The organism is Micromonospora sp. NPDC050980 (genome assembly GCF_040653835.1).
Lineage (GTDB): Bacteria > Actinomycetota > Actinomycetes > Mycobacteriales > Micromonosporaceae > Micromonospora.
The window spans coordinates 67,376-94,354 of the sequence record NZ_JBFAGS010000011.1; the positions used below are offsets into that span (position 1 = coordinate 67,376).

Below are 26,979 nucleotides of genomic sequence, written 5' to 3' on the forward strand. Positions count from 1 at the left end.
TCCGTACTTGACGCGTTCGCGGACATGGAAACTGTCGGTGCCCGTCGGCGTGAACCTGCTGCTCGGGATTCCGGCGACAGTGCCGCTGTTCCTGGCCTGGTACATCATCGTGAATGGCCCGTTGGCAGCTCTGGGATGGACCCGGCGGGATCCGAGCGAGGACGACGGCATGCTTCCCTGGGTGCTCGTCGCCGTGCCCGTGTTCTGCGTGTTCGGCCTGGTCTGGGGCCTTGTGAACGTGTGGCTGCGTCGCCGCACCACCGCCGCATCCGCCGCGCAGTACTGGGTGGCGTGTGTGGCTGCTTCCCTCATGCCCTACGTCGTCGGCTTCTTTCTGCTCTGATCGCCACCGGAAGGGACACGAACATGATTCACCGAGCGACTCGAAGGGCGGTTCTACGGGCCGCCGCGCTGACGGGTACGGCCGCCGCTGTCGGCGCAGCACTGCCCGGCGCTTACGCGTCGGCCGCCGAGCGTCGCCGGCCCAAGCGGCCGGCGACATCGGCGAACGGGTGGACGATCCAGGCCAACGTGGATCGTGACTCGCAGGTGTGGACGCGGTCCGTTGCCGGCACCGGACTGACCGTGCCGGTTTGGATCGGCGACGTCGAGGCCATCCTGTTGCACCTCGTGCGACGGTTCCACTACGAGATCGAGGACGTGCGCGGGGCCGATCTGACGGGGTGGTGCGACATCAGCCAGCTCCGCAGGCGCGCACCGGAGTCCAATCTCGCATCCGGTACGGCAATCCGGATTCGGCCCGGCGCGCGTGCGAAGGGTGGGTTCTTCCCGCTGCAGGAACTGGCGTTGCGGGACATTCTCGCCGACTGCGAGGGGGCCGTACGCTGGGGTGGTGACGATCGCGACGTCGACGAGTCGTTGTTCTACATCGCGTTCGGCCCGCATGACCAGCGGATCCGGACGGTCGCCGACAGGCTTCGCGGCTGGGCGGCGACGCCCGGAGAAGGCGCGGGAGCGAGCGTCGACTACCTCTCGTCTTCCCGACGCGATCGGGCCGACAACCTGGCGCGCGCCCAGCGATTGCGCTGACGTCGAGCGTCTAGGTCGTGGCGAAGGCCGTCCGGCGGCGCGCGTCGGCCTCGGCGGCCAGCTCCGGGGCCCGCTCCAGCGCCGCCGGATAACCGCAGGCGGCGAGCCAGTTCGCCAGCAGGAGATGGCCGCCCTCGGTCAGCACCGACTCGGGGTGGAACTGGACGCCCTCGATCGGCAACGTCCGGTGCCGCATCGCCATCACCACCCCGGAGGCGGTCCGACCGGTCACCTCCAACTCGTCGGGAAGCGACTCGGGCAGCACGGCGAGCGAGTGGTAGCGGGTGGCGGTGAACGGGTCGGGCAGGCCGGCCAGCACACCCACGCCCTGGTGGCGCACCTCGGAGGTCATGCCGTGCAGCAGCTCCGGTGCGCGGGTCACGGTGGCGCCGAACGCCTCGCCGATGGCCTGATGACCGAGGCAGACGCCGAACAGGGGGAGCTTGCCGGCGTACCCGCGGATCACGTCCAGGCAGACGCCGGCCCGGTCCGGGCTGCCCGGACCAGGCGAGATCAGCACACCCGCCGCGCCGGCCCGGCCGACCCCGGCCACGTCGATCTCGTCGTTGCGGCGCACGTCGCAGTCCACCCCGAGCTGGCCGAGGTATTGCACCAGGTTGAAGACGAACGAGTCGTAGTTGTCGATCACCAGGACGCGCATCGGGTCACCTGGTCGGGGTGGGCGGCGGTGCGTTGTTCGTCTCGGTGCTGTAGGGCAGATCCTCGTCCTCGGCCGGCTGCCCGGTCGGGTCGGTGAATCCTCCGGGGCCGTCGCCCGGCCCGCCGGCGGGCTGCTCGACCTGCACGTCGTCGAAGGGCAGCAGCGGCTCGGCCCACGGGAAGACCACGAGCCAGAGCAGGGCGACGGTGGCCACGGCCAGCAGCGCCGAGCCGATCAGCTTGCCGGGCAGGCCCCACGGCAGTTTCCGCCAGATCCACGAATACACGGTTCAGCCTCCCAGCTCGGCCGGCCGGCCCGCCGACTTGGCCTGCGCGCGGTCGAAACGGGCGTGGATGATCAGCCGCTGGTAGTTGTCGAACTTGGGATTGCAGGTGGTCAGCGTGAGCAGTTTCTCGGTCGCCCGGCTGCCCGGCTTGCCCGGCACCGGCGCGACCACCTCGACCTGGGACGGCTTGACGATGCGCTGCTGGTAGACCCGGTAGACGAGCCACTCGGTCTTCGTCTCCACCACTATCGCGTCGCCGTTCTTCAACTCGTCCAACTGCCAGAACGTGGACCGGATGCGGTGCCCGGCGACGGAGAAGTTGCCCACCTCGCCGGGCATCGCGCTGTCCGGGTAGTGACCAGGCGCGTAGCGGATGTCGTCCGGGCTGACCCCTTCGACCACCACCCAGTGCTTGTCGAGCTTCGGGATGTAGAGGCCGGCGACCGGCTTCCCCTCGGCCGGCGGCTTCGGCTTCGTGCTCGGGCCGGTGGTCGGGCCGACCGTCGGGTCCGCCGCCCACGCCTGGGCGAGCTGGCCGTTCAGGTCGTTCTGATGGGCGTCGACGATGACCGACTTGCCCCAGATCTCGTAGCCGGCGAAGAGGAGCACCACCAGCCCGAACGTGATGAGCAGCTCGCCCGCGCCCCGGACGAGCGTGCGCAGCCGGGAACCGGCGGTGGGCCGGGTCAGCTCGGAGTAGACACTCTTGTAACCCTCGCCGGTCTGCTCCGGCCGGAGCTGCACCACCCGCTCGCCGCGCCGCGGTCGCGGCGGCTCGGCCGGCGGTTGCGCGCCGTCGTCGCCGGTGTCGGGCGGCGGGGGCACCGCACCCATCAGCCCGGTGGCGTCGAGCCGGGGATCGGCCGGCGGGCGGGTGACCGGGGGCAGCACCGCGGTCGCCGCCGGGTCGGCCGGCGTGTCCGGCCCGCGGCCGGTCGGACCACCCGATCGGGGTACGCCTGCGTGCCGCTCGGCGGCGTCGGTGCGCCGCCGGGACCGCTCGGCCACCGGCGGGATGAAGTGGGTCGGTCCGTCACCCGGTGCGGCCGGTCGCACACCGCCGGCTCGACCTGGCGCGGCCCCGGCCCGGGGCGGTGTCATCTCGGGTCGGCCGGGCGCGGCGCGGGGGTGATTCGGTGCGGCTTTCGGTCGGGCGGGCGTGGCACCGGGTCGGTCCGCCGTAGCCCCCGGCCGCCCCGAGGCGGCGTGGGGGTGGTTCGGCGCGGCGTCGGCCGGGCGGAAGCGCGTTCCCCGGTCCGGGGAGTCGAACCGGCGGTCGTCGGCGGGCCCGGGTGGCCCGGCGGCCCGCCGGCGGTCGGCGGCGGGCGGGCCGCCGGGCGGGTTCCGGCTCTCCGCGGCCCAGCTCTGCGGGCCGGTGGCCGGCTGGCCGGGGTGGCGGGACGGGGGCTGGGCCGCAGCGTGGGGGGCGGCGTGACTCGGCGGACGCGGCTGGTTGCCCGGCCAGGCGGGCGGCGGGGTCGGGCGGGCGGGACCGCGTCGCGCCGGGGCGGAGTGGGCCGGGCCGGCGTCCGGCCAGGGCAGATCGAGCGGAGGCGGCGGGCGCTCGGCCGTCGGGGGCGTCGGGCGCTTCACCTTCGGCAGGAACGCGGTCGGCTCCTCCGGCCGGGCCCGGCCGCGACCGTCGCGTTCCCCGCGACCGTCGCGTTCGCCGGGGCCGTCGCCGTTCACCTGGGCACCGTCGCGGACTGCAGCCCGGTGGAACCCTCGAACGCCGGCACGGTGACGGTGGAGACCTGCTCGCTGTAGCCGAGCTGGTAGTGGTCGGCCACTTCCTTGAACACCCGGACTCCCTCAGAGGCGGCGAGCGCCCGCTCGAACTCGACGGGATCGCCGATGGCCACGATCTTGAAAGGAGGGGAGTAAACCCGGCCGTGCAGCAGCAGGGTGTTACCGACGCAGCGTACCGCGCTGGTGCTGAGCACGCGGACGTTCATGATTGACATGGCTTCCGCGCCGCCGGCCCAGAGCGCGTTCACCACCGCCTGGACGTCCCCCTGGTGCACCACCAGGTCGTCGTTGCTGGCGCCCTTGGGCAGCGGCTGGCCGGGCCCCCAGTCGGCGTCGTTCAACTCGATGGTGATCCCGGGGCCGGTGAGCGCGGAGAAGCCGGCGGCCTGCCGGGTCGCGGCGGCCCGGTCCCGCTGCGTCTTCACCGGCCCGTCGGTGCCGGCCAGGGCCTCGGTCTGCTCCTCGACCTCGTCGCGCAGCAGGGCGGCCTTGGCCTCGCTGGCCGCCACCTGCGCACGCCGGTCCTCGATCAGTTGGGTGAGTTGCGGACGCCGGTCCTCGCGCAACGACGTGCCGCCGGCGGTGGTGGCGGTGGTGGTGAACAGCAGCCCGGCCGCGGCGGCGATCAGGGGCACGCCGATCGACCAGCCCGGCCGGCGCTGGCGCGCCCGCCGGGGCAGCAGGCCGGCGACCGCGCGGCGGAGCGCCTTCTGCCAGGAGGCGGCGCCGGACGTGTACTCCACCGGGCGTTCCCTTTCCCGTCGTCTCGTTCCGGCCCGCGCCGGTGCGAACCACGCTGCTCGACCCGAAAAGTTCGCTTTTTCCGGTAACTCCGTGCACCGGCCCGACCCCATTCGTGGCCTGGATGCTCCTTCCGGACTACGCTAGCTGTCGAACATTATTGGCCATGGACCGTCGCCCCCGCGCCCGGTTGTCAGGCCGGACGAGGTCGTACCCCCCTCTGGAGAGCGTCGTGCCCAAGTCTCAGGTCCGCAAGAAGAAGGTGTACACCCCGCCGACGGACGTGCGTCCGACGGCGACGGCGTCGACGCGCAAGCCTAGCCCGATCTGGCTGCCGGTCACGGCCGTCGCGCTGATCGTGGTCGGCATCGGCTGGCTGGTGGTCTACTACCTTTCCGAGCAGGCTTACCCGGTCGCCTCGTGGGGTTACTGGAACCTCGCGGTGGGCTTCGGCGCGATGGTCTCGTCGCTGATCCTGCTTTCCCGCTGGCGCTGAGCGGGGCGCTTCCACCCCCGGTTCAGGTCACGCCACGCCGCCCCTGCCCGGCACCCGGGCGCCGGTCCGCCTAAGGTGTCCGCAGGGCGGCGTGGCCAATGCGAGAAGACTCACGTTACTGCTGAGTAACCCTCCGCGTAGGCTGCACTGACAAGCAGCAGACCGGGAGGCCAACTCGATGGGCAGCGTCCAGATCGTCACCACGATCCTCGCGGCCGCCATCACCGCCGTTGCGGTGTGGCTTGCGGTACGCGCGGTCATGAAGATGACGGCCGTCATCCGGCTCGGGCAGCCCGCGCCCGAGCGGTTCGCCGACAAGGGCGCGCGCACGACCAAGATGCTGGTGGAGACCGCCGGTCACACCCGCATGCTGAAGTGGAGCGTGGTCGGGGCCGCCCACTGGTTCGTGATGGTCGGCTTCGTCGTGCTGTCACTGCTGGTGCTGGAGGCGTACTTCGAAGTCGTCTCGCCCGGCGGCGGGCTGCCGATCATCGGGCACTGGACGGTCTTCGGCCTGGCCACCGAGTGGATCGGCATCCTCGGCCTGGTCGGCATCGTGGTGCTGATGGCGATCCGGCTGCGGAACCGGCCGACCCGCCCCGGCGGCCTGTCCCGGTTCACCGGGTCGACCATGTGGCAGGGCTACTTCGTCGAGTGGGTGGTGCTGCTGGTCCTGATCTTCGGCTTCGTGATCCGCGGCTTCAAGGTGGCCACCGACCACTTCGAGTACCCGGTCTGGGCCACCCCGCTCAGCCACGCGGTCGGCGCCGCGCTCCCGGCCTGGACGGCCGGCGTCAGCGTGGCCGCCCTGATCAAGATCGTGATCTCGATGACCTGGCTCATCGTGATCTCGCTCAACGTCACCATGGGTGTCGCCTGGCACCGCTTCCTGGCCTTTCCCAACATCTTCTTCAAACGCGACCCGGAGAAGCCGGCCGGATCCGGCCTGGGCCCGCTGCGCCCGATGACCAGCGGGGGCAAGCCGCTCGACTTCGAGGAGGCCGACCCCGAGTCCGACCAGTTCGGCGTCGCCCAGGTCGAGCAGTTCACCTGGAAGGGCCTGCTCGACTTCAGCACCTGCACCGAGTGCGGCCGGTGCCAGTCGCAGTGCCCGGCCTGGAACACCGCCAAGCCGCTGTCGCCGAAGCTGCTGGTGCTGAGCCTGCGCGACCACGCGTACGCGAAGGCGCCCTACCTGCTGGCCGGCGGCGGCAAGGACCTGACCGGCGAGGAGAAGGGCACCGAGGAGCAGTTGGCCGGCGTCGACGTGCTGGCCATGGCCGAGGCCGACCGGCCGCTGATCGGCACCGCCGAGGAAGGCGGTGTCATCGACCCGGACGTGCTCTGGTCCTGCACCACCTGCGGGGCCTGCGTCGAGCAGTGCCCGGTGGACATCGAGCACGTCGACCACATCGTCGACATGCGCCGCTACCAGGTGCTGATCGAGTCGAGCTTCCCCTCCGAGGCCGGCGTGATGCTCCGCAACCTGGAGAACAAGGGCAACCCGTGGGGCGCGCCGCAGAACACCCGAGAGGACTGGACCAAGGGGCTCGACTTCGAGGTGCCCCGGGTCGGCGAGGTCGACGACTTCGAGTACCTGTTCTGGGTCGGCTGCGCCGGTGCGTTCGAGGACCGGGCCAAGAAGACCACCCGGGCCGTCGCCACACTGCTCAACGAGGCCGGCGTCAGCTTCGCCATCCTGGGCGAGGGCGAGACCTGCACCGGTGACCCGGCCCGCCGGATCGGCAACGAGTTCGTGTTCCAGATGCTCGCCCAGCAGAACGTCGAGACGCTGAACGAGGCGTTCGACGGCCGGGACAAGGCCAAGCGGAAGATCGTCGCCACCTGCCCGCACTGCTTCAACACTCTGGGCAACGAGTACGGCCAGCTCGGCGGCGAGTTCGAGGTGGTGCACCACACCCAGTTGCTGGCCCACCTGGTCAGCGCCGGCAAGCTCACCCCGGTGCAGCCGGTCGACGGCGGCGTGACCTACCACGACCCCTGCTACCTGGGCCGGCACAACCGGATCTTCGCGGCCCCCCGCGAGGTCCTCGGCGACTCCATGCAGGGCGAGCTGACCGAGATGCCGCGCAACAGCGAGCGCTCCTTCTGCTGCGGCGCCGGCGGCGCCCGGATGTGGATGGAGGAGAAGATCGGCAAGCGGATCAACGTGGACCGGGTCGAGGAGGCCATGGCCACCGGGGCGAAGACCATCGCGGTCGGCTGCCCGTTCTGCTCGACGATGCTCAACGACGGCGTCAACGGCAAGGGCGCCGGCGAGGACGTCGAGGTGGTCGACGTGGCAAGCGTGCTGCTGCGCTCGGTCAAGCCGGAGGCCCCGGCGGGCGAGCCGGAGACCGCGCCGGCGGCCGGCTGAGGCGTACCCCGGCGAGGAGCCGGGCCACGACGGCGGCGGGGCACCCGTGCGGTGCCGGGTGACCCGCCACCGGCGCCCGCGTGCCACAATCACGCCCATCGACGGCCTGCTGGTTCTGACGCTGTTGCCCCTGGTCGGCTTCGTGCTGCTGACCGCCGGCAACGCCTTCTTCGTCGCGGCCGAATTCGCCCTGGTCACCGTCGACCGGGCGGAGATCGACAGGCGGGCCGGCGAGGGCGACGGCCGGGCCGCCACGGTCCGCCGGGCGCTGCGGGACCTGTCCTTCCAGCTCTCCGGCGCGCAGCTCGGCATCACCATCACCGCGCTGCTCACCGGCTATCTGGCCGAGCCGGCGCTGGCCCGCCTCGTCGCGCCGCTGCTGCACCCGTTCGGCGGGGCGGACCGGTTCTCCGGGTTGCTCGCCCTGGCCCTGGCCACGCTCGTCTCGATGCTCTTCGGCGAGCTGGTGCCGAAAAACCTGGCGCTGGCCCGCCCGATGCCGGCCGCGCTGGCCACCGCCGCGCCGATGCGCGCCTTCTCCCGCACCTTCGGCTGGTTGATCCGGCTGCTCAACGACTCGGCGAACCGATTGGTCCGCCGGCTCGGCCTGGAGCCGCAGGAGGAACTGGCCAGCGCCCGCTCCCCGGAGGAGCTGGGGTTGCTGGCGGCGATCTCGGCGCGGGCCGGCGCGCTGCCGCCGGACACGGCGATGCTGCTGCGCCGCACCATCCGCTTCGGCGACAAGCGCGCCGCCGAGGCGATGACGCCCCGCGTCGACGTGATCGCGTTGCGCGCCACCGCGACCGTCGCCGAGCTGCTGGAGGCGTCCCGGCAGACCGGCCGGACCCGGTTCCCGGTGTACGAGGAGACCCTCGACCTGGTCACCGGTGTCGCCGGAGTGCCCGACGCGCTCGGCGTGCCGCTGGCCCGGCGCTCCGCCACCACCGTCGCGTCGGTCGCCCGGGAACCGGTGTACGTCCCGGAGAGCCTCGACCTGGACGGGGTGCTGGCCGCGCTCAAGGACGCCGGCGCGGTCCTGGCCATCGTGGTCGACGAGTACGGCGGCACCGACGGTGTGGTGACCGTGGAGGATCTGGTCGAGGAACTGGTCGGGGAGATCGCCGACGAGTTCGACCCGGCCGCGGTGGACGACCTCGGGCCGGTGGAACTGACCGTGCCCGGCGGGGAACGCACCGTCTTGGTCGACGGCCTGCTGCGCGCCGACGAGCTGGTCGAGCAGGCCGGTTTCCGGCTGCCCGAGGGGCCGTACGAAACGCTCGGCGGCTTCCTGATGGCCCGCCTCGGCCACATCCCGGTGCCCGGCGAGTCGGTCGACGAGGCCGGCTACGAGTTCACCGTGGTGGAGGTCGACCGGCACCGGATCGAGCAGGTCCGGGTGGTGCGCCCCGAGGAGCCCGACGACGGTGCCTGAGCTGCTTGTCGCCCTGGTGTTGCTGCTCGGCAACGCCTTCTTCGTGGGCAGCGAGTTCGCGTTGATCGCGTCCCGCCGTACCGTGATCGAACCGCTCGCGACGACGTCGAAGCGGGCCCGGTGGGCGTTGGCCGCGATGAACCAGATCCCGCTGATGATCGCCGGGGCGCAGCTCGGCATCACGGTCTGCTCGCTCGGCCTCGGCGCGATCGCCGAGCCGGCGCTGGCTCACCTGCTGGAGGTGCCGTTCACCGCGCTCGGCCTGCCGGTCTCCGCGGTGCACCCGGTGGCGTTCGTGATCGCGCTGGCGGTGGTGGTGTTCCTGCACACCGTGGTCGGCGAGATGGTGCCGAAGAACATCACGCTGGCCGGTCCGGAGCCGTCGGCGCTGTGGCTCGGCCCCGCGATGCTCGCCTTCTGCCTGGCCACCAAGCCGCTGCTGCTGGCGATGAAGTGGTCGGCCCGGCAGGTGCTGCGGTGGTGGCGGGTGGAGGCGACGGACGCGGTGAAGACGGTGTTCACCGCGGAGGAGTTGGCCGGGCTGGTGTCCCAGGCGCGCACCGAGGGGCTGTTGGACGCCGAGGAGCACGCCCGGATCACCGGCGCGCTCGCCCTGCACAGCCGCACCGCCGCCGACGCCCTGCAACCGTGGTCCACGGTCACCACCGTGGCCGAGGACGTCTCACCGGCCTCGCTGGAGGTGCTGGCGACCCGCACCGGCCGGTCCCGCTTCCCGGTGGTGCAGCGGGCCACCCGCCGGGTGCTGGGCTTCGTGCACGTCAAGGACGTGCTCGGGTACGCCGGGGCGAGCCGGCTGGGGCCGGTGCCGGCCGAGGTCTACCGGCCGCTGGCCGTGGTGCCGCCGGACCGTACGCTCGCCGATCTGCTGCTGGCGATGCGCCGCGAGCGCCGGCACATGGTGCTGGTCAGTGACGGTCGCCGGCCGCTGGGCGTGGTGACGCTCGACGACGTATTGACAGCCATCGTCGGCAAGTGAACGAATACCCTTGGTGTGCAACTGATTGCGGACACGTGATTGAACAACGGGTCGCCTTGATTCCACCCGGGTGCCTTCCCTAATGTGATGCACCGACCGTTGTGGGTCGTCCGCCTCGATCTTCCCTCTCGCGAGGCGCCCGCCGGTCGGTTGCAAAGGAGTCCGTGCCGGTGGCAACCATGCCTCCTCGACGTCCCGCCCCGAGTGCTCCTCCCGGCCGGCTGGCCGGGTTCCACCGGGTGGTACGCCGTCTCCTCACCCTGGTCGCGGCCGTCGTGGTCGGCGCCGGCATGCTGGCGGCCCCGGCGCATGCGGCGCCCTCGGTGGACGAGATCGACGCCCAGATCGACAAGCAGTGGGAGAAGCTCGAACCCACCATCGAGAACTACAACAAGGTCCGCGCCCAGCTCAAGGCCAACCAGAAGAAGTCGGACAAGCTGCGGGACAAGATGGTCCCGCTGGAGCTGGCCTCGACGCTGGCCATGAACAAGGTCGGTGACATCGCCGCCCGTTACTACATGCGGGGCCCGTCGCAGGAGATGGGCGCGCTGCTGGTGAGCACCAGGCCGGGCACGCTGGCCGAGCAGCTGGTCATGCTCGACCGGATCGCCGACGACCAGCGCCGGCAGATCGCCGGGGTGCTCGCGACCCGCGACAAGTACAACCGGGAGAAGCAGAAGCTCGACGAGATGATCGCGACCGAGAAGAAGCAGGAGGCCCAGCTGGCCGCGCAGAAGAAGCAGATCGACTCGGAGATCAAGCGGCTGACCGCGATGCTGCCGGTGACCTCGATCCGGCCGGCCGGCTGCCCGAAGATCGACGGCGTGGTGAGCAGCGCCGCGCGTACCGCGATCAAGACGGCGTGCGCCCAGGTCGGCGACCCGTACGTGTGGGGCGCCACCGGCCCGGACTCGTTCGACTGCTCGGGCCTGACGCAGTACGCCTACAAGGCGGCGGGCATCTCGCTCACCCACTTCACCGGCGCCCAGTGGAACGAGGGCCGGAAGGTCTCCCGATCTGAGGCCAGACCCGGTGATCTGGTCTTCTTCGGCGGCGACCTGCACCACGTCGGGCTCTATCTCGGCAACGGGGTGATGGTGCACGCGCCCCGGACCGGCAAGCCGGTCCAGGTGTCCAGCATCAGCACCCAGCCGCTCGCCGGCTTCGTCCGGGTCGGCTGACCCCGCACCAGCTTCGACGGCGAAGGCCCCCGGTCCGACTCGGAGCGGGGGCCTTCGCGACGTCGGTGGCCGCTACCGCGGCGCGCCGATCGGCGACGGCAGGATCAGCACGTCGGCGAGGTTCACGAACATGATCCGGTGGCCGAACTGGACCTGCACGTAGCGGTTCTTCCCGCGTACCACGGTCCGGTCACCCGGGGCCGAGCCGTCGAACGACACGGCCCGGTAGTACTCGCCCGGCAGCACGTCGCCGACCGCATACCGCTGGCCGGCGGCGAGCGTGTACTGGAGCGGCGAGATGGTCTGGTAGGGGATGGTGTCCGGGTAGGCGGCCTGTTCCGGGTAGGCGCGGCCGTACACCGGGATCGTCGCCTTGCCGGGCCGGGGCGTCACCACGAGGCCGGTCGCCCACTTCGCGGTGGGCGCGGAGGCCGGGTTGTGGAACCACGCCTTCTGGCCGAGATACCAGATCGCCGTCCAGTCACCCTGCCGGCCGGCCACCGCGTACGTCTGTCCGGCGGAGGCGCGGGCGCCGTGGTCCGAGATGTACATCGTGTCCGGGGTGCCGTCCGGGCGCAGCCCGAGGTCGTTGACCAGCGGGGCGTCCGCGCTCGGCGCGGTCCGCAGGAGCACCGCCGAGGAGCCGCGCGCCGGGCAGGTCTCGGCCGGCGGGGTGGGCGTGGGGACGCCCGGCGGCTGCTGGTTGCAGCCGACGAACGCCGGCCGGTTGGTGGCGAAGTCCGGGTCGATGGTGACCAACCCGGTGCGCGGGGTGCCGGTGGTCCGCAACGGCGCCTTCATCAGGTCGAAGTAGTGCGACCAGTCCCAGTAGGGGCCCGGGTCCCAGTGCATGCCCTTGACCGTGCCGGCCACGGTGCCGGGCACGTTGTCGTGCCCGATGATGTGCTGCCGGTTCAGCGGGATGCCGAACTTGTGCGCCAGATACCGGACCAGCTTCGCCGAGCTGCGGTACATCGCCTCGGTGTACCAGGTGCCCTGCCCGGCGAAGCCCTCGTGCTCCAGGCCGATGGACTTGGCGTTGACGTACCAGTTGCCGGCGTGCCAGCCGACGTCCTTGGCCTTGATGTGCTGGGCGACGTAGCCGTCCACCGAGCGCAGCGTGTAGTGCCAGCCCAGGTAGTCGGCCCGCTTCACCAGATCGACGCTGGGGTCGAAGTAACCCTCGGTGTCGTGGATGACGATGTACTCGATCTTCTGCTGCTTCGGCCGGTCGCCCAGGTCGTGGTTGCCGTAGTCGCCCGGGTCGGCGCTGAGCTGCTCGTAGGGGGCGGGAATCCACTCGCAGGCCAGCCGCACCGGGCACTCCAGCCCGTCCGGCCGCGCGGCGTGGCGCAGCCCGAGGCGGGCGAGGCGGCTACGGTCCGGCTGCGCGGAGGTGGCGGCCAGCGTGACCCGCTGCCCGTCGTCGGTGGTGCGGGTGGCGCCCTGGCCGAGCTGGTCGTAGACCTCGTCGGCGAAGGCCGCCGCCGCGTCGGAGGTGTCCGCGCCGGAGTAGCGAGCCACCGCGCCGTACCAGGCCGCCGGGTCGCTGCCGGCGCCGACCGGCCCGCCCAGTGCCTTCTGGTACGAGGCGAGCAGCGCGGCGCCGCCCCGGATGTTCGCGGCCGGGTCGGTGCGCAGCTTGCGCGCGTCGAGCCCGGTGAGCGTCGCGGCGGCGTCGAGCGTCTGGAGCGAGGCCGCCGGCAGCGGCGTCTCCCGGGCCGGCGCGGCAGCGGTGGCCGGGTCGAGGGTGAGCGGGCGTGCGTCGTCGCCGCGCGGGTCCTCGTCCTCGTCGACGTGCGCGCTGCCCGGCCTGGCGAGCACGTGGGTGGCGTCGGTCAGGTGCATCGGGCCGTAGCCGCCGCTGGTGCTGGGCTGGCCGGGGTGGACGTCCCAGCGGGACTCCAGGTAGGAGACACCGAGCAGCACGTTCTGCGGCACGCCGTACTCGGCCGCCGCGGCGGCGTACTGCTGCTGCCGGTCCCCGGCGGACGGTGGCGCCGCGGTCACCGGGCCGGTGGTCGCGAGTGCGGTGGCGGTCGCCACGGCGGCGGCGAGCAGTATCCGTCTGCCCGACGGCGGGGGTGAGAGGTGCATCGAACCTCCTGGACAGGGATGGGGGTCACTGCGTCCCCCACCCTCACTCCGCGAGCCGGGAGGGTCAATACCTTTCCGGTAGGTAATCTGTCATGAAAAAAAGCTTCACGCCGGTTCGGTCGGCGCGGCCGGTACGGAGTGTCACGGCCGTTCGGGTTGCGGATCGGTAACACGGGTACCTACTCTGGTCAGTCGTCGGCCGCCAGTCTCACCGTCCACCCCGGGCGGTGACGGTCCGACACCGCCGAGTCGCCCACGGGCGAACCGGGGACCCAGGTAACCGGGGTGAATCCGCAGCCACTGCGGTAGGGCGGCTCCCTTCCCGCCCGAACCCGTCAGCTAACCCGGTAGGCGGTCAGACGAAGGAGAACCGACGCCCGGTGGCACACCATGCCCCGCGGCCGACGTCGAGCCGGTCGATGGACCGGTCCGCAGTCGTGCCGCGATCCCGCTGGTCCCGCTTCACCACCACACTCGCCGCGCTGGTCGGCGCCGCCGTCGTCCTGACCGGCGGCGCGACGGCGGCCCACGCCGAACCCTCGGTCGCCGAGATCGAGGCCCGGATCGACCGCGACTGGAACAAGCTCGAACCCGTCATCGAGCAGGTCAACGCCGTACGCGAGCAGCTCGCGGTGCGGCGCAAGCAGGCCGACGCGCTCGGTAAGCAGATCGCCCCGCTCCAGGCCCGGGTGGACGCCGCGCTCGGGCAGGTCGGCGGGCTCGCCGCCGACGCCTACAAGGGCGACAACCTCTCCACCGTGAACGCCCTGCTGGGCAGCCGCTCGCCGAGCGAACTGGTCAGCGGCCTGGAGATGCTCGACCGCTTCGCGCACCACCAGCAGCAACAGGTCCGCGACATCGCCGCGTTGCGCGACGAACTGTCCGCGAAGAAGAAGCCGCTGGACGCGATGGTCGCCGACCTGAGCCGCACCGAGGCGCAACTCGCGGCGAAGAAGAAGCAGATCGACGCCGAGATCGCCAAGCTCCAGAAGCTGCGCCTCAAGGTGTACGGCAACGGCGGCGGCGGTCCGCTGCGGCCGGCTCCCTGCCCCGCCGGATATCCCGGCGGCGCGGCCGGGGTGGCGGTCAAGTTCGCCTGCGCCCAGATCGGCAAGATCTATGTCTGGGGCGCGGCCGGCCCGGACCACTTCGACTGCTCCGGCCTGACCATGGCCGCCTGGGCCAAGGCGGGTGTCTCGCTGCCGCACAACGCGCGCCAGCAGCACAACGTCACGAGTCGGGTCAGCCGCGCCGAGCTGCGCGCCGGTGACCTGGTCTTCTACTACGGCGACCTGCACCACGTGGGGATGTACGTCGGCGACGGCTGGGTGGTGCACGCCTCTCAGTCCGGCAAGCCCATCACCATGAAGCGCGTCGACGACGGCGACATCAACAGCTACGGCCGCCCCGGCTGAGATGCAAGGAGGGGCCCCCGGTTAACGCATTCCGCATAACAGGGGGCCCCTCTTAACAACTCAGCAGGCGTCAGCGGGTCGGCCAGGTGCGCCAGCTCTGCCAGGACCGGCTCGGCGTCGGGCCGCGCTGGCCCTGGTAGCGCGAGCCGTAGACGGCCGAGCCGTACGGGTGTTCGGCCGGCGAGGAGAGCCGGAAGATGCACAACTGGCCGATCTTCATGCCCGGCCAGAGCGTGATCGGCAGATTCGCCACGTTGGACAGCTCCAGCGTGACGTGGCCGGAGAAGCCCGGGTCGATGAAGCCGGCGGTGGAGTGGGTCAGCAGCCCGAGCCGCCCCAGCGACGACTTGCCCTCCAGCCTGCCGGCCAACTCCTCGCCCAGCGAGATCACCTCGAGCGTGGAGGCGAGCACGAACTCGCCCGGGTGCAGCACGAAGGGCTGACCCTCCGGCACCTCCACCATCGAGGTCAGGTCGTCCTGCTGCATCGACGGGTCGATGTGGGTGTAGAGATGGTTGTTGAAGACCCGGAACAACCGGTCCAGGCGTACGTCGATGCTGGACGGCTGCACCAGCGTGGGCTCGAAGGGCTCCAGCGCGAGCGTGCCCGTCTTGATCTCGGAGACCAGGTCGCGGTCGGAGAGCAGCATCGGAACACCATAGCGACCGGTATCGGTGACCTGCGTGTCGGACTACATCTTCGTACACCTGTTCGATAGAATGTCCGCATGGCTTCCTGGTTCGAATTCGCCGCCGACGAGCCCCGCCTCGCCGCCGAGATCCGCCTTCTGATTAAGCAGTACGGGCCGGGCTTCGGCTACCTCGCCACGGTCCGCGCGGACGGTGGTCCCCGGGTGCATCCGGTCTCCCCGCTGATCACCGACGACGGGCTCTGGTGCTTCGTCATCGACTCGCCGAAACGGCGCGACCTCGAACGCGACGGCCGCTACGCGCTGCACTCGTTCCCCCCGGAGGAGAGCGACGACGAGGCGTACGTGGCGGGCCGGGCGCACCCGGTGGCCGATCCGGCCACGGTGGCCCGGCTGGCCCGGCTCGGCCGGGCGGCTCCGCAGGGCGACTGGCGGCTGTTCGAGTTCACCGTCGACGTGGCGATGCTGACCCGGCGCGACCAGGTCGCCCGCCCCGGCGCCGGCCGGCCGCAGATGCGCCTCTGGCTCGATCCCCGGGGCGGCGCGCCGACGCTGCGGCGCGACCCGCTCATCCCGGAGGGCCGGCGTGGCCGGCACGGCTTCGACACTCGCCGCCCGGCCGCCTGACCGGCCGCTCTCGGCCGGGCCGGTCAGGCGGTCGGCCGTCGTCGACGGTGGCCGTCCACCCACGACCGGGCCGGAAACGACGGGTGCCGGCCCCGTCCGAGGACAGGGCCGGCACCGTACGCGGTTCGTCGGGTCAGGCCGCGCGGTAGGCGTTCCACGCGGTGAGCATGCGGCTCGCCTGGCCGGCGGTGAACTGGTACATGCAGGAGTCGTAGGTGTAGTCCATGAAGTTGGTGATCGGGTCCTTGCCGCTGGCGGAGCAGGTGTCCCGGCCGGTCGGGCACTGGTAGGCGGGGGATGCCTCGGCCGGGGTGTCGGAGACGCTGTCGCCCGAGCCGGAGCACCCGCCCTGGAAGGTGTGGTAGAGGTTCAGCCAGTGGCCGATCTCGTGGGTGCCCGTGTCGCCCTGGTTGTAGTTGGTCGCCGTGCCGCCGGGGAGCGACTCGTTGAGCACGACCACGCCGTCCATCTTGTCCAGCTTCCGCTTCGGGAACGTCGCCCAGCCGAGCAGGCCGTCGCTCAACTCACCGAGGTACATGTTGAGCGTGTTCTTGCCGCCCGTGCGCAGCGAGGTCTTCATCGACCGCTCCGCCGAGGAGCCCTGCACGATCGGGTACCACGACGGGTTGGTCACCCGGTTGATCTTCGTGAGCTGGAACGAGAACGCGGTGGCCGCGCCGCCGGTGGAGCCCGAGTACGACTGGTTCAGCACGCTGATCTGCTGGTTGATCAGCGAATCCGGGATGTTGCCGCCGGCCCGGGTGCTGTTCTCCTGGATGACGTGCACGACGACCGGGATGGTCACGGTCGCCAGCGGGGTGACGGCGCCGGTCCGGAAGTTGGCCCGTTCGCGCTGGGCGGCGGCGAGGTCGGCCGCACGCTCGCGTACCTGCTTGGCGGTCAGGTGGTTCGGGTCGAGCTTGGCGTGGCCGCCCTTGGCGACGCGGGCGTCGGCGTGCGTGTCGGCCGGCTCGGCGCAGACGCCGGCGGGGGCGGCCGAGAAGGCCGAGGCAGCGGGGACGACGCCGACGGCCGCGGTGCTGAGCAGCAGCGCGAGGGTCGACGTCGCGACACCGGCGGTACGCCGGGTCAGCAGGTTGGGACGGGGTCCCATGGGCCCACCTCTTTCTGACGACGTGACCGGGGGTGTGTCACGCCGGGTCGGAAACGTGGAGCAGACGTTACATCCCATCGACGGATTTGAGAACGGCCATATGTTGCCGGCGTGCAACATCGCTTGATCAACCGCCCGGACCGCTCCGGCGGGGGTACCTGGGTGCACGGGTGTGGTGACCTCAGGTACAGTGGTGCCGCCTGCGGGTGTAGTTCAATGGCAGAACATCAGCTTCCCAAGCTGACAGTGCGGGTTCGATTCCCGTCACCCGCTCCAGCACGAAGGCTCTGGTCCAGGAGCAAGTCCCGACCAGGGCCTTCGCTGTGCGCGGCGGTAACTAGAGTCCCGACATGGGCTTCTTCGCGGTGCACCGCAACGGCAGGCCGGCGACCGCCGACGACCTCGCGCCGCTCGCCTTCGCCGGGAACGCCCACTTCACCGCCATGCAGGTGCGTGCCGGCCGGGTACGCGGCCTCGACCTGCACCTGGCCCGCCTGCAGGCGGCATCCCGGGAGCTGTTCGGCGCCGCGCTGCCCGACGACCGGGTGCGCGACGCGATGCGGGTCGCGGTCGGGGCCGGCCCGCCGGACGTCACCCTGACCGCCACGGTCTATCCCGGCGAGGGCGAACCCGACCTGCTGGTCCGGACCCGCGCCCCCGCGTCACCCCCGGCGGGGCCGCTGGCGCTGGCGGCCTATGAGCACGAACGGTTCCTGCCGGCGGTGAAGCACGTCGGGGAACTGGCGAAGAGCTTCCTCGCGCGCCGGGCCGTCCGGGACGGCTATGACGACGCGGCGTTCGTCGACCGGGCCGGCCGGCTCGCCGAGGCGACCATCTGGAATCTGGTGTTCACCGACGGCGACTCGGTCGTGTGGCCGGAGGCGGACATGCTCGTCGGCACCACCATGGCTGTCGTCCGGCGGCAGTTGACGCGACTCGGCGTGCCGCAGCGGACCCGGCCGGTCACGGTCGACGACCTGGCCGACTACGCCGGGGCGGCGGTGCTGAACTCGCGGACGCCGGGCGTGCCGGTGTCCCGGATCGGCGCCGTGACGATGCCGGCGTCGGCGTCGTTCCTGGGCACGCTGCACCGGGCCTACGAGGCGGAGCCGCCGGTGGAGATCTGAGCGGTCAGGTCGCGGACATGCCGCAGGCAGGGCTGCCCGCCGAGGTGCACCTCGCCCGCCGGCACGAACCCGGTACGTCGGAGCACCGCCAGCGACGCCGGGTTCGCCAGCGCGGCGACGGCGACCAGCCGGCGTAGGCCGTACTCGTCGCGGGCCAGGTCGCAGACGCGGCGGACGCCGTACTGAGCCAGGCCGCGGCCGGCGGCGTGCCCGGCCATCCGGTAGCCCAGCTCGGCGGTGCCGTCGGCCACGTCGACCAGGTTGAACCGCCCGAGCACGGCACCCTCGTCGTCGCTGAGCACGTGGAAGCGGCAGGTGCCGCGGTCCTGCTCGTCGAGCAGGGCCGTGTGCCGGTCGGCGAACTCGGCGAAGTAGTCGTCGCCCCGGTCGCGCACGAACCGGGCGAAGTACGCCCGGTTCTCCCGCTCGAATCGCAGCACCGCAGGCGCGTGGTGGGCGGTGAGGCGTTCGAGTCGCGGCACCGCGTCAGGTTAGCCGGGTCGCCCAGGAGGATCGAGGTGCGGAGCGACACGGTCGTACCCGGTTGGCAGCATCGGCGGCATGCGGGACGAGATCCGGGCCCTGGTCGAGGCGTTGACGCCGGGCGACGCGCAGGAGGCACGGCACCGGCAGGAGGCGCTGGCCTGGCTGGCCGGCACGGAGGACATCTTCCGTCGGGCCAAGCCACGCACTCCCTCCCCGCACCTGGTCGCCTACTTCCTGCTCCGCGACCCGTCCGACGGCGCGGTGCTGCTGGTCGACCACCGCGACGCAGGGATGTGGCTGCCCAGCGGCGGTCACGTCGAGCCAGGCGAGCATCCGGTGCGCACGGTGCGCCGCGAGCTGCGCGAGGAGCTGGACGTGCCGGCCGTCTTCGCGCCGCCGTACGGCGAACGCCCGGCCTTCCTCACCGTCACCGAGACGGTCGGTCCACCAGAGCAGCGGCACACCGACGTCAGCCTGTGGTTCGTGCTGACCGCCGACCGTGGGCAGCGGTTCACCCCCGACCCGGTCGAGTTCCGGGGGGTCCGCTGGTGGGCGCCGGCCGAGGTGGCCGGGGCACCGGCCGGCACCGTCGAGCCGCACCTCGGCCGGATGCTGGCGAAGCTGGCCGCCGTCTCGCCTTGACCCGGCCCCTGCGGCAAGGCCCAACGTGGTCCGCGCCGGCCACCCGGGCCGGTGCGAGGAGGAGGGCGCGATGCGGCTGCTGACCATCGGGGCGTTCGCCCGGGCGGCCCGCCTGACCGCCAAGGCGCTGCGGATCTACGACGACTGCGGGTTGCTGCCGCCGGCCGCCGTGGACCCGCACTCCGGCTACCGCTACTACGCGCCGGAGCAGCTCGACCGGGCGCGGCTGATCGCCGCGCTGCGCCGGGCCGGTATGCCGCTGGTGGAGATCCGGACCGTCTGCGGCCTGCCGCCGGACGCCGCCGCCGAGGCGCTCGACGCCTGGTGGCGGCGGGTCAGCGCGGCCACCGCCGCCCGCGGTCGGGCCGTCGCGCTCCTCGTCGACCAGCTCACCGAGAGGGGCAGCACCATGTCCGAGAACACCACCTTCCGGTACGCGGCCCGCTGCGAGACCGGTGCCGTCCGGGACTCCAACGAGGACACCGCGTACGCCAGTGACACGCTCCTCGCGGTCGCCGACGGCGTACGGGGTCCGGGTGGGGCCGCCGCCGGCGCCGCCGCGGTGGACGCGCTGCGGCCGTTGGAGCGGGCCGACGGGGCGGCCGGTGACCTGCTCGCCGCGTTGGCCGACGCGGTGGCCCGGGCCGACCGGGCGGTACGCGCCCACGGCACCGGCGACGACCGGCCGGCCAGCACGCTCACCGCGATCGTGCGGCGGGGCACCCGGCTGGCCCTGGTGCACGTCGGGGACACTCGGGCGTACCTGCTGCGCGGCGGTGAGCTGTCCCGGCTCACCCAGGACCACACGTACGTGCAGACCCTCGTCGACCAGGGGCGACTCACCCTGGCCGAGGCGGGCGTCCACCCGCAGCGGGCGCTGCTGGCCCGGGCGCTGGGCGCGGGCGGCGAGGTGGAGGCGGACCTGGCGCTGCGCGCCGCCCTGCCGGGCGACCGTTACCTGCTCTGCTCGGACGGCCTCTCCGCGACCGTCGACCCGGGCGAGCTGCACGCCGCGCTGGCCGGGGCGGACGACCCGGAGACCGCCGTCGGGCGGCTGGTCGACTTGGCGTACGCGGCGGGCGCGCCGGACAACGTCGCCTGCGTGGTGGCCGACGTGACGGCGTGACGGGCGGACCCGGGCCGTCGTGTCCGGCCCGGGTCGTACCCTGGCGATCATGCGAACTGGCACCGTGATCCTGCCGGACCAGCGCTGGTCGCAGGCGCGTCAGCGGTGGGCGCAGGCGGACGAGTGTTGCTGGACGAGGTGGCCGCGCTGCTGCCGGAGTTGCGCCGCTAGGTGTTAGGCGGGGCCCTTCCTCACGTGCCGACGCTGCCCTCGGTGGAGACGAGCCGGAACCGCAGGCAGACGATCCGGCTGTCGTCGGTGACCGGCGTGCCCTGCCGGGCCCAGTAGGCGCCGTGGCCGGCCCGCCACTCCTCGATCGACCGGTCGCCCTCGCCCTCGGCGCGGGCGAAATCCCACGGCACGTCGGCGAAGCGCACCACCTCGACGCCGGTGATCTCGACGACGCCGACAAGCGCGTCGTGGTCGTCGACCAGGGCCAGCCGTTCCCCGACGTGCTCCAGTTCCTCGTGCTCCTCGGCGTATTCGCCGATCAGGCCGGCGGTGGCGGTCTTCACGCCGGCGAGCACGAGGTTGTTCAGGTCGGCGCGTAGCCCGCCGGGGGTGCCGAGGGCGAGCGCGCGCAGTCCACCGATGCGGGGCCACATGGGCACCGAGGTTACTCAGATCAGGCGGCCGGCGTGGCCCGGCGCGGCCAGCACCCCCAGATCACCTGTCGTCGCGTAGGACTCCAGCACCGCGTCGGCAAGCTTCACCACGTGTTCGTCGCCGTGCCGGGCCGCCCGGGCGAACACCTCGTCCGGGTCGGCGGACCCGCCGACCGGTGTCGAGGCGGCCGGCGTCGGTGCGGCGTACACCGAGGTCACGGCCGCCGTCGCGGACCAGGCCGCGGCGACGCTCGGTGCCCGCAGCGCCGGATCCAGGGCCGGCAGGGTACGCAGCACGGCGGTCGGCGCGGTGACCGCGTGGACGAGCATCACCGGCTCGCCGTGCCCGAACCGCAGGTAGTCGAGCGCGGCCCGGTGCACCATCTCGCCGATCGTGTCCGTGGCTTCGTCCGGGTCCGCTGGCGGCCTCAGTGTGGTGACCGCTTCCGACCATCCGGGTACGTTGGTCAGCCGGCCCAGCCGTTCCCGGATGCCGCCCGATCGCTCGGCGATCCGGGGCACCCCGGCCAGCGCCGATGCGACGCCGGAGCGGCCGGTGAGCGGGCCGGCACCGGGCACCAGTTGCCAGCGGGCCGCCCAGTAGCCGAGCGCCTGACCCAGCTCGGCGCGGCGGTCCACGGTCTCCCCGTCGACGCTCAGCGCCCGCACCGCATGTCCGACCCGGATTACGCCGTGCGTGGCGCCGGCCGCGATGCCGGGCAGTAGCCGTGGCCACCACTCACCGAGGACGTCCCGCCACGGCCGATCGCGCAGCTCGCGGTCGAAGTGGTGGAGCCAGTCGCCGGCCCGTTTCGGGTCACCGAGCGCGGTCCGCCAGTCGTCGATCGGCCGCAGCCCGCGGGGCAGCTCGTCGAGCCGGCGCAGGTAGCCGTCGAGCCAGCGGTGCACCCGCGCACCCTGCCCGTGCCGGACCAGCGCCTCGGCGGCCATCGGCCCGTGGTTGGACAACCAACCCTCGAACTCGGGGCCGGTGCGGTGCAGTCGCTGATATGCCTCGTCCAGGATGTCGTCCATCCGGCGATCGTCCGGGTTAAAGCGTGCTTGAGGTCAAGCGTCGGGGAGCTGGTCGCCGGTGAGCAGGGCGCGCAGCCGTAGTCGCTCGGCCACGACGGGCGGGCAGGTGGACACCAGCGCGACCGCGCCGACCGGCTCGGCGGCGGCGTCCGTCACCAGCCGGTGCAGCGCGTCGAGCTGGGCGCCGGTGTCGACCCAGTCGTCGACCAGCAGCACCCGGTCATCAGGGCCGAGTCGGCGGCCGTCCACGGCGATGCGCAGCCGCTGCCCACGGTGGTCCGGGGCGGTCTCCGCCCACCGGGTCGGCCCGATCCGCCGCCGTTCCCCGTCCGCCCGGTAGGCGGGCAGGAAGCCCGCGCCGGCGGCCACCGCGACCAGCGGGCCGAGCAGCAGGCCGGTCACCTCGGGAGCGATCACCACGGTGGGTCGGGCGTCGGGGTGCAGGCCGGCCAGCGCCGGCCCGACCGCGGCGAGCGTGTCGGCCTCGCGCCACCAGCCGGTGAGGTCGCTGACCAGGTGGCTGCTGCCCGGCCCGGGGTCGGCCCACTGGAACAGCTCGATCAGGCGGCGATTGAGCACGCGTCCATCCTGCACGCCGTCCACCGTTCGGCCCAGTGAAGATGGCTTGATCGGCTACACGTACCAGCATAAATATGGGCAAACCAACATGATCACGTTGACTTCGGAAGTGCTTCTCTCGTTACGGTCCGGGCCGGTTTGTTCAGTTGACGAAAGGACCGGGCCGGTGGCTGCTAGGCACCTTCGTACCCGCAGGTTGTTCTCCTCGCCCGCCGGCATCGCCGCCACCGCGGCGGTCGGTGTGGCGCTCGCGGTCGGCGGCACCGTCGGCGCGGTGCAGCTCACCTCCGCCGAGCCGCCGGCGGCGCCGCCCGTCGTCGAGGCGTTGCCCAGCACGCTCGCCCCCACCTCGGCCACGCCGTCGCCCAGCGCGTCGGCCTCGCCGAGCCTCAGCCCGTCGCCGAAGGCCACGCCGAGCGCGAAGCCGAGCCGCACCCAGCCGGCGTCCCGCGGCAAGGCCCGGACCGCGGCGCCGAAACCGACCGCCACGAAGAAGAAGACGCCCGCCCCGACGGTCGTGGACAGCGGCTCCTGCGGCGCGTCCTTCTACGACGAGGGCCAGATGACCGCGAACGGCGAGACCTTCGATCCGGACGCGTTGACCGCCGCGCACAAGACGCTGCCGTTCGACACGAAGGTCCGGGTCACCAACCCGGCCAACGGCAAGTCCGTGGTGGTCCGGATCAACGACCGTGGCCCGTACATCGACGGCCGGTGCCTCGATCTGTCCCGCGCCGCGTTCGCGGCCATCGCATCGACCGGTCTCGGTGAGGTGTCGGTCCGTTACGAGGTGTTGGGCTGACCGGCCCGTCAGGCAGAACTTCCGCGACGGACGGGCCAGGTTCATTCTCCGTCGTACATCCATCAGGCATGCTGTCCGATGTACGCACTCGACCCTTCCAGCCGGGCCCCGGCCCGCTGAGCCCCGGATCCCGCGCCGGCCTCGGCGCGGCCCTCGCGCTGCTCGCGATCGTCTCGGCGGTGGAGGCGGGTGACGGCTGGGCGGCGCACTACCTCGCCCTGATGGCCGCCGCGCCGGTCCTGGCCGCCGCGCTGGCCTCCTGGCGGGTGGTGCTCGCGGTGGGGGCGCTGGCCACCTCGGCCGGCATCGCCTTCGCCATGGTCGAGCGGGGCACCTCGCTGGTGACCGCGGTCACCGTGGCCGCGATCGCGCTGGTCACCGCGCTCGCCGCGGCCACAGCGGCGGTGCGGCAGCGTCAGGCGGAACGCATCGCGGAACTGTCCCGACTCGCCTCGGTGGCCCAGCAGGCGGTGCTGCGTCCGCTCGGCCCGCAGGTCGGCACGCTGGCGGTGGCCGCGCGCTACATCTCCTCCACCGCGACCGCCGAGATCGGCGGCGACCTGTACGAGGTGATGGACACGCCGTACGGCGTCCGCATGATCATCGGTGACGTGCGCGGGAAGGGGCTGGACGCGGTCCGGCTGGCCAGCATCGTGCTCGGTTCCTACCGGCACGTGGCGTACGAGCGGGCCGACCTGCGTGCCGTGGTGACCGACCTGGACCGCGCGGTGGCCCGCAACGTCGGCGACGAGGACTTCGTCACCGCGGCCCTGGTCGAGGAGCGCGGCGGCACGCTCACCATCGTCAACTGCGGCCACCCGCCGCCGTTGCTGCTGCGCCGGGGCCAGGTGATCTCGCTGGAGCCGCCCGCCCCAGCGCCGCCGCTCGGCTTCATGCCGGTGGTCCGGCCCCGGGTGGAACGGCTGGAGCCGGGTGACCGGCTGTTGCTGTTCACCGACGGGCTGGGCGAGGCGAGGCGGGACGGGGAGTTCTTCCCCACCGCCGACCGGGCCTGGCGCCTGCTCGGCCACGGCACCGTCGGCGACGGGCTCGCCTCGCTGGAGACCGCGCTCGTCGAGTGGGTGCACGGCCGCCTCGACGACGACATCGCCCTGGTCCTGATGGAATACGCCGGCCCGCGCAGCGCCGCCGCGACGCCGGTGCCGAGCTGGGAGGTCGGCGCCGCCGACGGATGAACCGGAGGTGTGTAATCGCTGTCACTTCCGAGATCGGCTTGTCGTTGCCTACCGGCGAGTAATACAGTCTGGAGTTACTGATCGGTAACACCTGTCCGGAAGCGGGGCCAGCGAGCATGACCCACTACAAGAGCAACCTTCGGGACCTCGAGTTCAACCTGTTCGAGGTATTCGGGGCGGACCGGACGTTCGGCCAGGAGCCGTACACGGATCTGGACGTCGACACCGCCCGCAGCTTCCTCTCCGAGGTCGACCGCCTGGCCCGCGAGGACCTGGCCGCCAGCTACACGGACAGCGACCGCAACCCGCCGGTCTTCGACCCGGCCACGCACACCGCGCCGCTGCCGGAGTCGTTCAAGAAGTCCTACCAGTCGTTCATGGACTCCGAGTTCTGGCGCCTCGACCTGCCCGAGGCGCTCGGCGGCACGAACGCCCCGCGCGCCCTCTGGTGGTCCCTGGCCGAGCTGGTGCTCGGTGCCAACGCCCCGGTCTGGATGTACGCCTCCGGCCCGTCCTTCGCGCACGTGCTGCACGTCGAGGGCAACGATGAGCAGCGGAAGTGGGCCCGGCTGTTCATCGAGAAGCAGTGGGGCTCGACGATGGTGCTGACCGAGCCGGACGCCGGTTCGGACGTCGGCGCCGGCCGCACCCGGGCCGTCCAGCAGCCGGACGGCTCCTGGCACATCGAGGGCGTCAAGCGCTTCATCACCTCCGGTGAGCACGACCTGAGCGACAACATCGTGCACTACGTGCTGGCCCGCCCGGTCGGTGTGGAGGGCGTCGGCGGCCCCGGCACCAAGGGCCTGTCCCTCTTCGTCGTGCCGAAGTTCCACTTCGACGCCGAGACCGGCGAGCTGGGCGAGCGCAACGGCGTCTACGCCACCAACGTCGAGCACAAGATGGGTCTGAAGGTCTCCAACACCTGCGAGGTGACGTTCGGCGAGCACGGCGTGCCGGCAAAGGGCTGGCTGCTGGGCGACAAGCACGACGGCATCCGCCAGATGTTCATGATCATCGAGTACGCCCGGATGATGGTCGGCACCAAGGCCATCGCCACCCTCTCCACCGGCTACCTGAACGCGCTGGAGTACGCCAAGAACCGCGTGCAGGGTGCCGACCTGATCCAGCAGGCCGACAAGACCGCGCCCCGGGTGACCATCACCCACCACCCGGACGTGCGCCGCTCGCTGCTGATGCAGAAGTCGTACGCGGAGGGCCTGCGCGCGCTGGTCTGCTACACCGCCACCTGGCAGGACAAGGTCGCGACCGCCGAGGCGGCCGGTGACGAGAAGGCCACCAAGCTGGCCAAGCGGGTCAACGACCTGCTCCTGCCGCTGGTCAAGGGCGTCGGCTCGGAGCGGGCGTACGAGTTGCTCGGCCACGAGTCGCTGCAGACGTACGGCGGCTCCGGTTTTCTCCAGGACTACCCCCTGGAGCAGTACGTCCGAGACGCCAAGATCGACACGCTCTACGAGGGCACCACCGCCATCCAGAGTCTGGACCTGATCTTCCGGAAGATCGTCCGGGACAACGGCAAGGCCCTGATGGCGGTCGCCGGCGAGATCCAGGAGCACATCACCTCCGAGGCGGGCAACGGCCAGCTCAAGGAGGAGCGGCAGGCGCTCGGCAAGGCGCTCGCCGAGATCCAGCACGTCCTCGGTGTGATGACCGGTTGGCTGGGCGAGGCCCAGGCCGGCGACGCCCGCGCGCTCTACAAGGTCGGCCTGAGCAGCCGCCGGTTCCTGCTGGCGATCGGCGACCTGGTGGTCGGCTGGCTGCTGCAGAAGCAGGCGGACGTGGCGCTCAAGGCGCTGGCCGGCGAGGTCTCGGCCACCGACAAGGCGTTCTACACCGGCAAGGTGGCCGCCGCCCGGTTCTTCGCCCGCGAGGTGCTGCCCCGCATCGGCGCGGACCGGCGGATCATCGAGGGCGCCGACCTGGAGATCATGGACCTCCCGGAGGAGGCGTTCTAAGCCGCTTCCGGGGCGTTCCTCCCCGGAAGCACGATTCTCCCCTCACGACGACGGCCGGCGGATGGCACCCCGCCGGCCGTCGTCGTCGGTGGGCGGGAGGTGGATAGGCGGGCCGGTGGGCGGGTAACCGTCGCGGACCACGACCGGAGCACGCCCAAGGGCCATCGCACGGGGGAGTGCAGCGCACATGGGCATTGGCAGCGCCATCTTTCTCATCGCGCTCGGCGCGATCATGACCTTCGCCATCCGGGCCAACGTCTGGTGGATCGACCTGCGCGCGGTCGGCTGGGTCTTCATCCTGGCCGGGCTGGGCGTCCTGCTGACCACGCTGTGGTTCTGGCAGGACCGCCGAAAGCGGGCCCGCACCCTCATCGTGGAGGAGAACCGGCTCTCGCACCCGACCGCGATGATGCCGCCGCCGCCCGACCCCCCGCCGCCGACGGCCCCGCCGTCCTGACGTCGCCCCACGCCCGGTCATCGTGCGCACGCGCGCGGATGGGTGTTAATAGGGGGCCCCGCCTCTACCGGAGGCGTTA

At 72.1% G+C, this 26,979-nt stretch carries 27 protein-coding genes, 1 tRNA gene and 1 riboswitch; of the genes, 17 read left to right on the forward strand and 11 right to left on the reverse strand.

The annotated features are described in order from the left end of the window. Positions 1–49: 49 nt before the first annotated feature. Positions 50–343 carry a hypothetical protein gene (locus AB0H28_RS18315; RefSeq protein WP_358041076.1) on the forward strand — a complete coding sequence of 98 codons (294 nt, stop codon included), beginning with the start codon at positions 50–52 and terminating at the stop codon, positions 341–343. Positions 344–531: 188 nt separating this feature from the next. Then, positions 532–1,050 (forward strand): hypothetical protein, encoded by a 519-nt coding sequence (locus tag AB0H28_RS18320; RefSeq protein ID WP_358041079.1) that lies wholly within the window; start codon positions 532–534, stop codon positions 1,048–1,050. A gap of 10 nt (positions 1,051–1,060) precedes the next feature. On the opposite strand, the gene AB0H28_RS18325 is transcribed toward AB0H28_RS18320, so the two are convergent. The 4 genes from AB0H28_RS18325 to AB0H28_RS18340 form a co-directional block, all read right to left on the reverse strand. Beyond that, on the reverse strand, positions 1,061–1,711 hold the full coding sequence (locus AB0H28_RS18325; protein ID WP_358041082.1) for an aminodeoxychorismate/anthranilate synthase component II: 651 nt from the start codon (positions 1,709–1,711) through the stop codon (positions 1,061–1,063). Positions 1,712–1,715: 4 nt separating this feature from the next. Continuing rightward, positions 1,716–1,997 carry a hypothetical protein gene (locus tag AB0H28_RS18330; RefSeq protein WP_358041085.1) on the reverse strand — a complete coding sequence of 94 codons (282 nt, stop codon included), beginning with the start codon at positions 1,995–1,997 and terminating at the stop codon, positions 1,716–1,718. A gap of 3 nt (positions 1,998–2,000) precedes the next feature. Beyond that, entirely contained in the window at positions 2,001–3,005 is a 1,005-nt protein-coding gene (locus tag AB0H28_RS18335; RefSeq protein WP_358041088.1) for a class E sortase, read from the reverse strand. 677 nt (positions 3,006–3,682) lie between these two features. Continuing rightward, entirely contained in the window at positions 3,683–4,489 is an 807-nt protein-coding gene (locus AB0H28_RS18340; protein ID WP_358041091.1) for a DUF881 domain-containing protein, read from the reverse strand. Positions 4,490–4,719: 230 nt separating this feature from the next. Here AB0H28_RS18340 and AB0H28_RS18345 point away from each other — a divergent pair, with 230 nt between their 5' ends. From AB0H28_RS18345 to AB0H28_RS18365, 5 genes are all read left to right on the forward strand, one after another. Next, positions 4,720–4,983, forward strand: a complete 264-nt coding sequence (locus AB0H28_RS18345; protein WP_281585724.1) for a cell division protein CrgA — start codon at positions 4,720–4,722, stop codon at positions 4,981–4,983. 178 nt (positions 4,984–5,161) lie between these two features. Then, a complete protein-coding gene (locus tag AB0H28_RS18350) occupies positions 5,162–7,360 on the forward strand; it encodes a (Fe-S)-binding protein (protein WP_358041095.1) in 2,199 nt (732 codons plus the stop codon). A gap of 124 nt (positions 7,361–7,484) precedes the next feature. Continuing rightward, on the forward strand, positions 7,485–8,792 hold the full coding sequence (locus tag AB0H28_RS18355; protein WP_358041430.1) for a hemolysin family protein: 1,308 nt from the start codon (positions 7,485–7,487) through the stop codon (positions 8,790–8,792). After that, on the forward strand, positions 8,785–9,789 hold the full coding sequence (locus tag AB0H28_RS18360) for a hemolysin family protein (RefSeq protein WP_358041098.1): 1,005 nt from the start codon (positions 8,785–8,787) through the stop codon (positions 9,787–9,789). The genes AB0H28_RS18355 and AB0H28_RS18360 overlap by 8 nt, the downstream gene beginning before the upstream one ends. A gap of 164 nt (positions 9,790–9,953) precedes the next feature. After that, complete coding sequence (locus AB0H28_RS18365; RefSeq protein WP_358041101.1) at positions 9,954–10,970, forward strand: NlpC/P60 family protein; 1,017 nt, start codon at positions 9,954–9,956, stop codon at positions 10,968–10,970. Positions 10,971–11,042: 72 nt separating this feature from the next. On the opposite strand, the gene AB0H28_RS18370 is transcribed toward AB0H28_RS18365, so the two are convergent. After that, positions 11,043–13,067 carry a peptidoglycan recognition family protein gene (locus tag AB0H28_RS18370; protein ID WP_358041104.1) on the reverse strand — a complete coding sequence of 675 codons (2,025 nt, stop codon included), beginning with the start codon at positions 13,065–13,067 and terminating at the stop codon, positions 11,043–11,045. Between the two features lie 232 nt (positions 13,068–13,299). Then, positions 13,300–13,437, forward strand: a riboswitch (cyclic di-AMP (ydaO/yuaA leader). Positions 13,438–13,486: 49 nt separating this feature from the next. Here AB0H28_RS18370 and AB0H28_RS18375 point away from each other — a divergent pair. After that, the gene (locus AB0H28_RS18375; RefSeq protein ID WP_358041107.1) at positions 13,487–14,482 is read left to right on the forward strand and encodes an NlpC/P60 family protein; all 996 of its coding nucleotides are present in this window, start codon (positions 13,487–13,489) and stop codon (positions 14,480–14,482) included. Between the two features lie 70 nt (positions 14,483–14,552). Here the strand turns inward: AB0H28_RS18375 and dcd are convergent, their stop codons facing one another. After that, a complete protein-coding gene (gene dcd / locus AB0H28_RS18380; RefSeq protein ID WP_358041110.1) occupies positions 14,553–15,131 on the reverse strand; it encodes a dCTP deaminase in 579 nt (192 codons plus the stop codon). A 78-nt stretch (positions 15,132–15,209) separates the two neighbouring features. On the opposite strand from dcd, the gene AB0H28_RS18385 reads away from it, so the two are divergent. Further along, positions 15,210–15,758: a pyridoxamine 5'-phosphate oxidase family protein gene (locus AB0H28_RS18385; protein WP_358041113.1), complete on the forward strand. Its 549-nt coding sequence runs from the start codon at positions 15,210–15,212 to the stop codon at positions 15,756–15,758. A gap of 133 nt (positions 15,759–15,891) precedes the next feature. On the opposite strand, the gene AB0H28_RS18390 is transcribed toward AB0H28_RS18385, so the two are convergent. Further along, positions 15,892–16,872: a zinc metalloprotease gene (locus AB0H28_RS18390; RefSeq protein WP_358041116.1), complete on the reverse strand. Its 981-nt coding sequence runs from the start codon at positions 16,870–16,872 to the stop codon at positions 15,892–15,894. A 202-nt stretch (positions 16,873–17,074) separates the two neighbouring features. Between AB0H28_RS18390 and AB0H28_RS18395 the strand changes: the two genes are divergently transcribed. Both AB0H28_RS18395 and AB0H28_RS18400 read left to right on the forward strand, forming a co-directional pair. After that, a tRNA-Gly gene (locus tag AB0H28_RS18395) sits at positions 17,075–17,148 on the forward strand. Positions 17,149–17,222: 74 nt separating this feature from the next. Beyond that, positions 17,223–17,999 (forward strand): aminotransferase class IV family protein, encoded by a 777-nt coding sequence (locus AB0H28_RS18400; RefSeq protein ID WP_358041119.1) that lies wholly within the window; start codon positions 17,223–17,225, stop codon positions 17,997–17,999. On the opposite strand, the gene AB0H28_RS18405 is transcribed toward AB0H28_RS18400, so the two are convergent. Continuing rightward, positions 17,969–18,481, reverse strand: a complete 513-nt coding sequence (locus AB0H28_RS18405; RefSeq protein ID WP_358041122.1) for a GNAT family N-acetyltransferase — start codon at positions 18,479–18,481, stop codon at positions 17,969–17,971. The two genes, AB0H28_RS18400 and AB0H28_RS18405, sit on opposite strands and share 31 nt — an antisense overlap. Positions 18,482–18,560: 79 nt before the next feature. Between AB0H28_RS18405 and AB0H28_RS18410 the strand changes: the two genes are divergently transcribed. Together AB0H28_RS18410 and AB0H28_RS18415 are read left to right on the forward strand one after the other, a co-directional pair. Then, on the forward strand, positions 18,561–19,127 hold the full coding sequence (locus AB0H28_RS18410; protein WP_358041125.1) for an NUDIX domain-containing protein: 567 nt from the start codon (positions 18,561–18,563) through the stop codon (positions 19,125–19,127). A gap of 70 nt (positions 19,128–19,197) precedes the next feature. Beyond that, positions 19,198–20,253, forward strand: a complete 1,056-nt coding sequence (locus AB0H28_RS18415; RefSeq protein ID WP_358041127.1) for a MerR family transcriptional regulator — start codon at positions 19,198–19,200, stop codon at positions 20,251–20,253. Between the two features lie 191 nt (positions 20,254–20,444). On the opposite strand, the gene AB0H28_RS18420 is transcribed toward AB0H28_RS18415, so the two are convergent. From AB0H28_RS18420 to AB0H28_RS18430, 3 genes are read right to left on the reverse strand one after another with little or no spacing between them, the layout of a single operon-like run. Continuing rightward, complete coding sequence (locus AB0H28_RS18420; protein WP_358041130.1) at positions 20,445–20,858, reverse strand: ASCH domain-containing protein; 414 nt, start codon at positions 20,856–20,858, stop codon at positions 20,445–20,447. A 15-nt stretch (positions 20,859–20,873) separates the two neighbouring features. Then, positions 20,874–21,893 (reverse strand): hypothetical protein, encoded by a 1,020-nt coding sequence (locus AB0H28_RS18425; protein ID WP_358041133.1) that lies wholly within the window; start codon positions 21,891–21,893, stop codon positions 20,874–20,876. A gap of 33 nt (positions 21,894–21,926) precedes the next feature. After that, positions 21,927–22,472: a phosphoribosyltransferase gene (locus AB0H28_RS18430; protein ID WP_358041136.1), complete on the reverse strand. Its 546-nt coding sequence runs from the start codon at positions 22,470–22,472 to the stop codon at positions 21,927–21,929. A gap of 166 nt (positions 22,473–22,638) precedes the next feature. Here AB0H28_RS18430 and AB0H28_RS18435 point away from each other — a divergent pair, with 166 nt between their 5' ends. The 4 genes from AB0H28_RS18435 (at position 22,639) to AB0H28_RS18450 (ending at position 26,900) form a co-directional block, all read left to right on the forward strand. Beyond that, entirely contained in the window at positions 22,639–23,274 is a 636-nt protein-coding gene (locus AB0H28_RS18435; RefSeq protein ID WP_358041139.1) for a septal ring lytic transglycosylase RlpA family protein, read from the forward strand. Between the two features lie 68 nt (positions 23,275–23,342). After that, a complete protein-coding gene (locus AB0H28_RS18440; protein WP_358041142.1) occupies positions 23,343–24,470 on the forward strand; it encodes a PP2C family protein-serine/threonine phosphatase in 1,128 nt (375 codons plus the stop codon). 116 nt (positions 24,471–24,586) lie between these two features. After that, entirely contained in the window at positions 24,587–26,443 is a 1,857-nt protein-coding gene (locus AB0H28_RS18445) for an acyl-CoA dehydrogenase (RefSeq protein ID WP_358041145.1), read from the forward strand. A gap of 187 nt (positions 26,444–26,630) precedes the next feature. Continuing rightward, positions 26,631–26,900: a DUF6458 family protein gene (locus AB0H28_RS18450; protein ID WP_013283345.1), complete on the forward strand. Its 270-nt coding sequence runs from the start codon at positions 26,631–26,633 to the stop codon at positions 26,898–26,900. Positions 26,901–26,979: the final 79 nt, after the last annotated feature.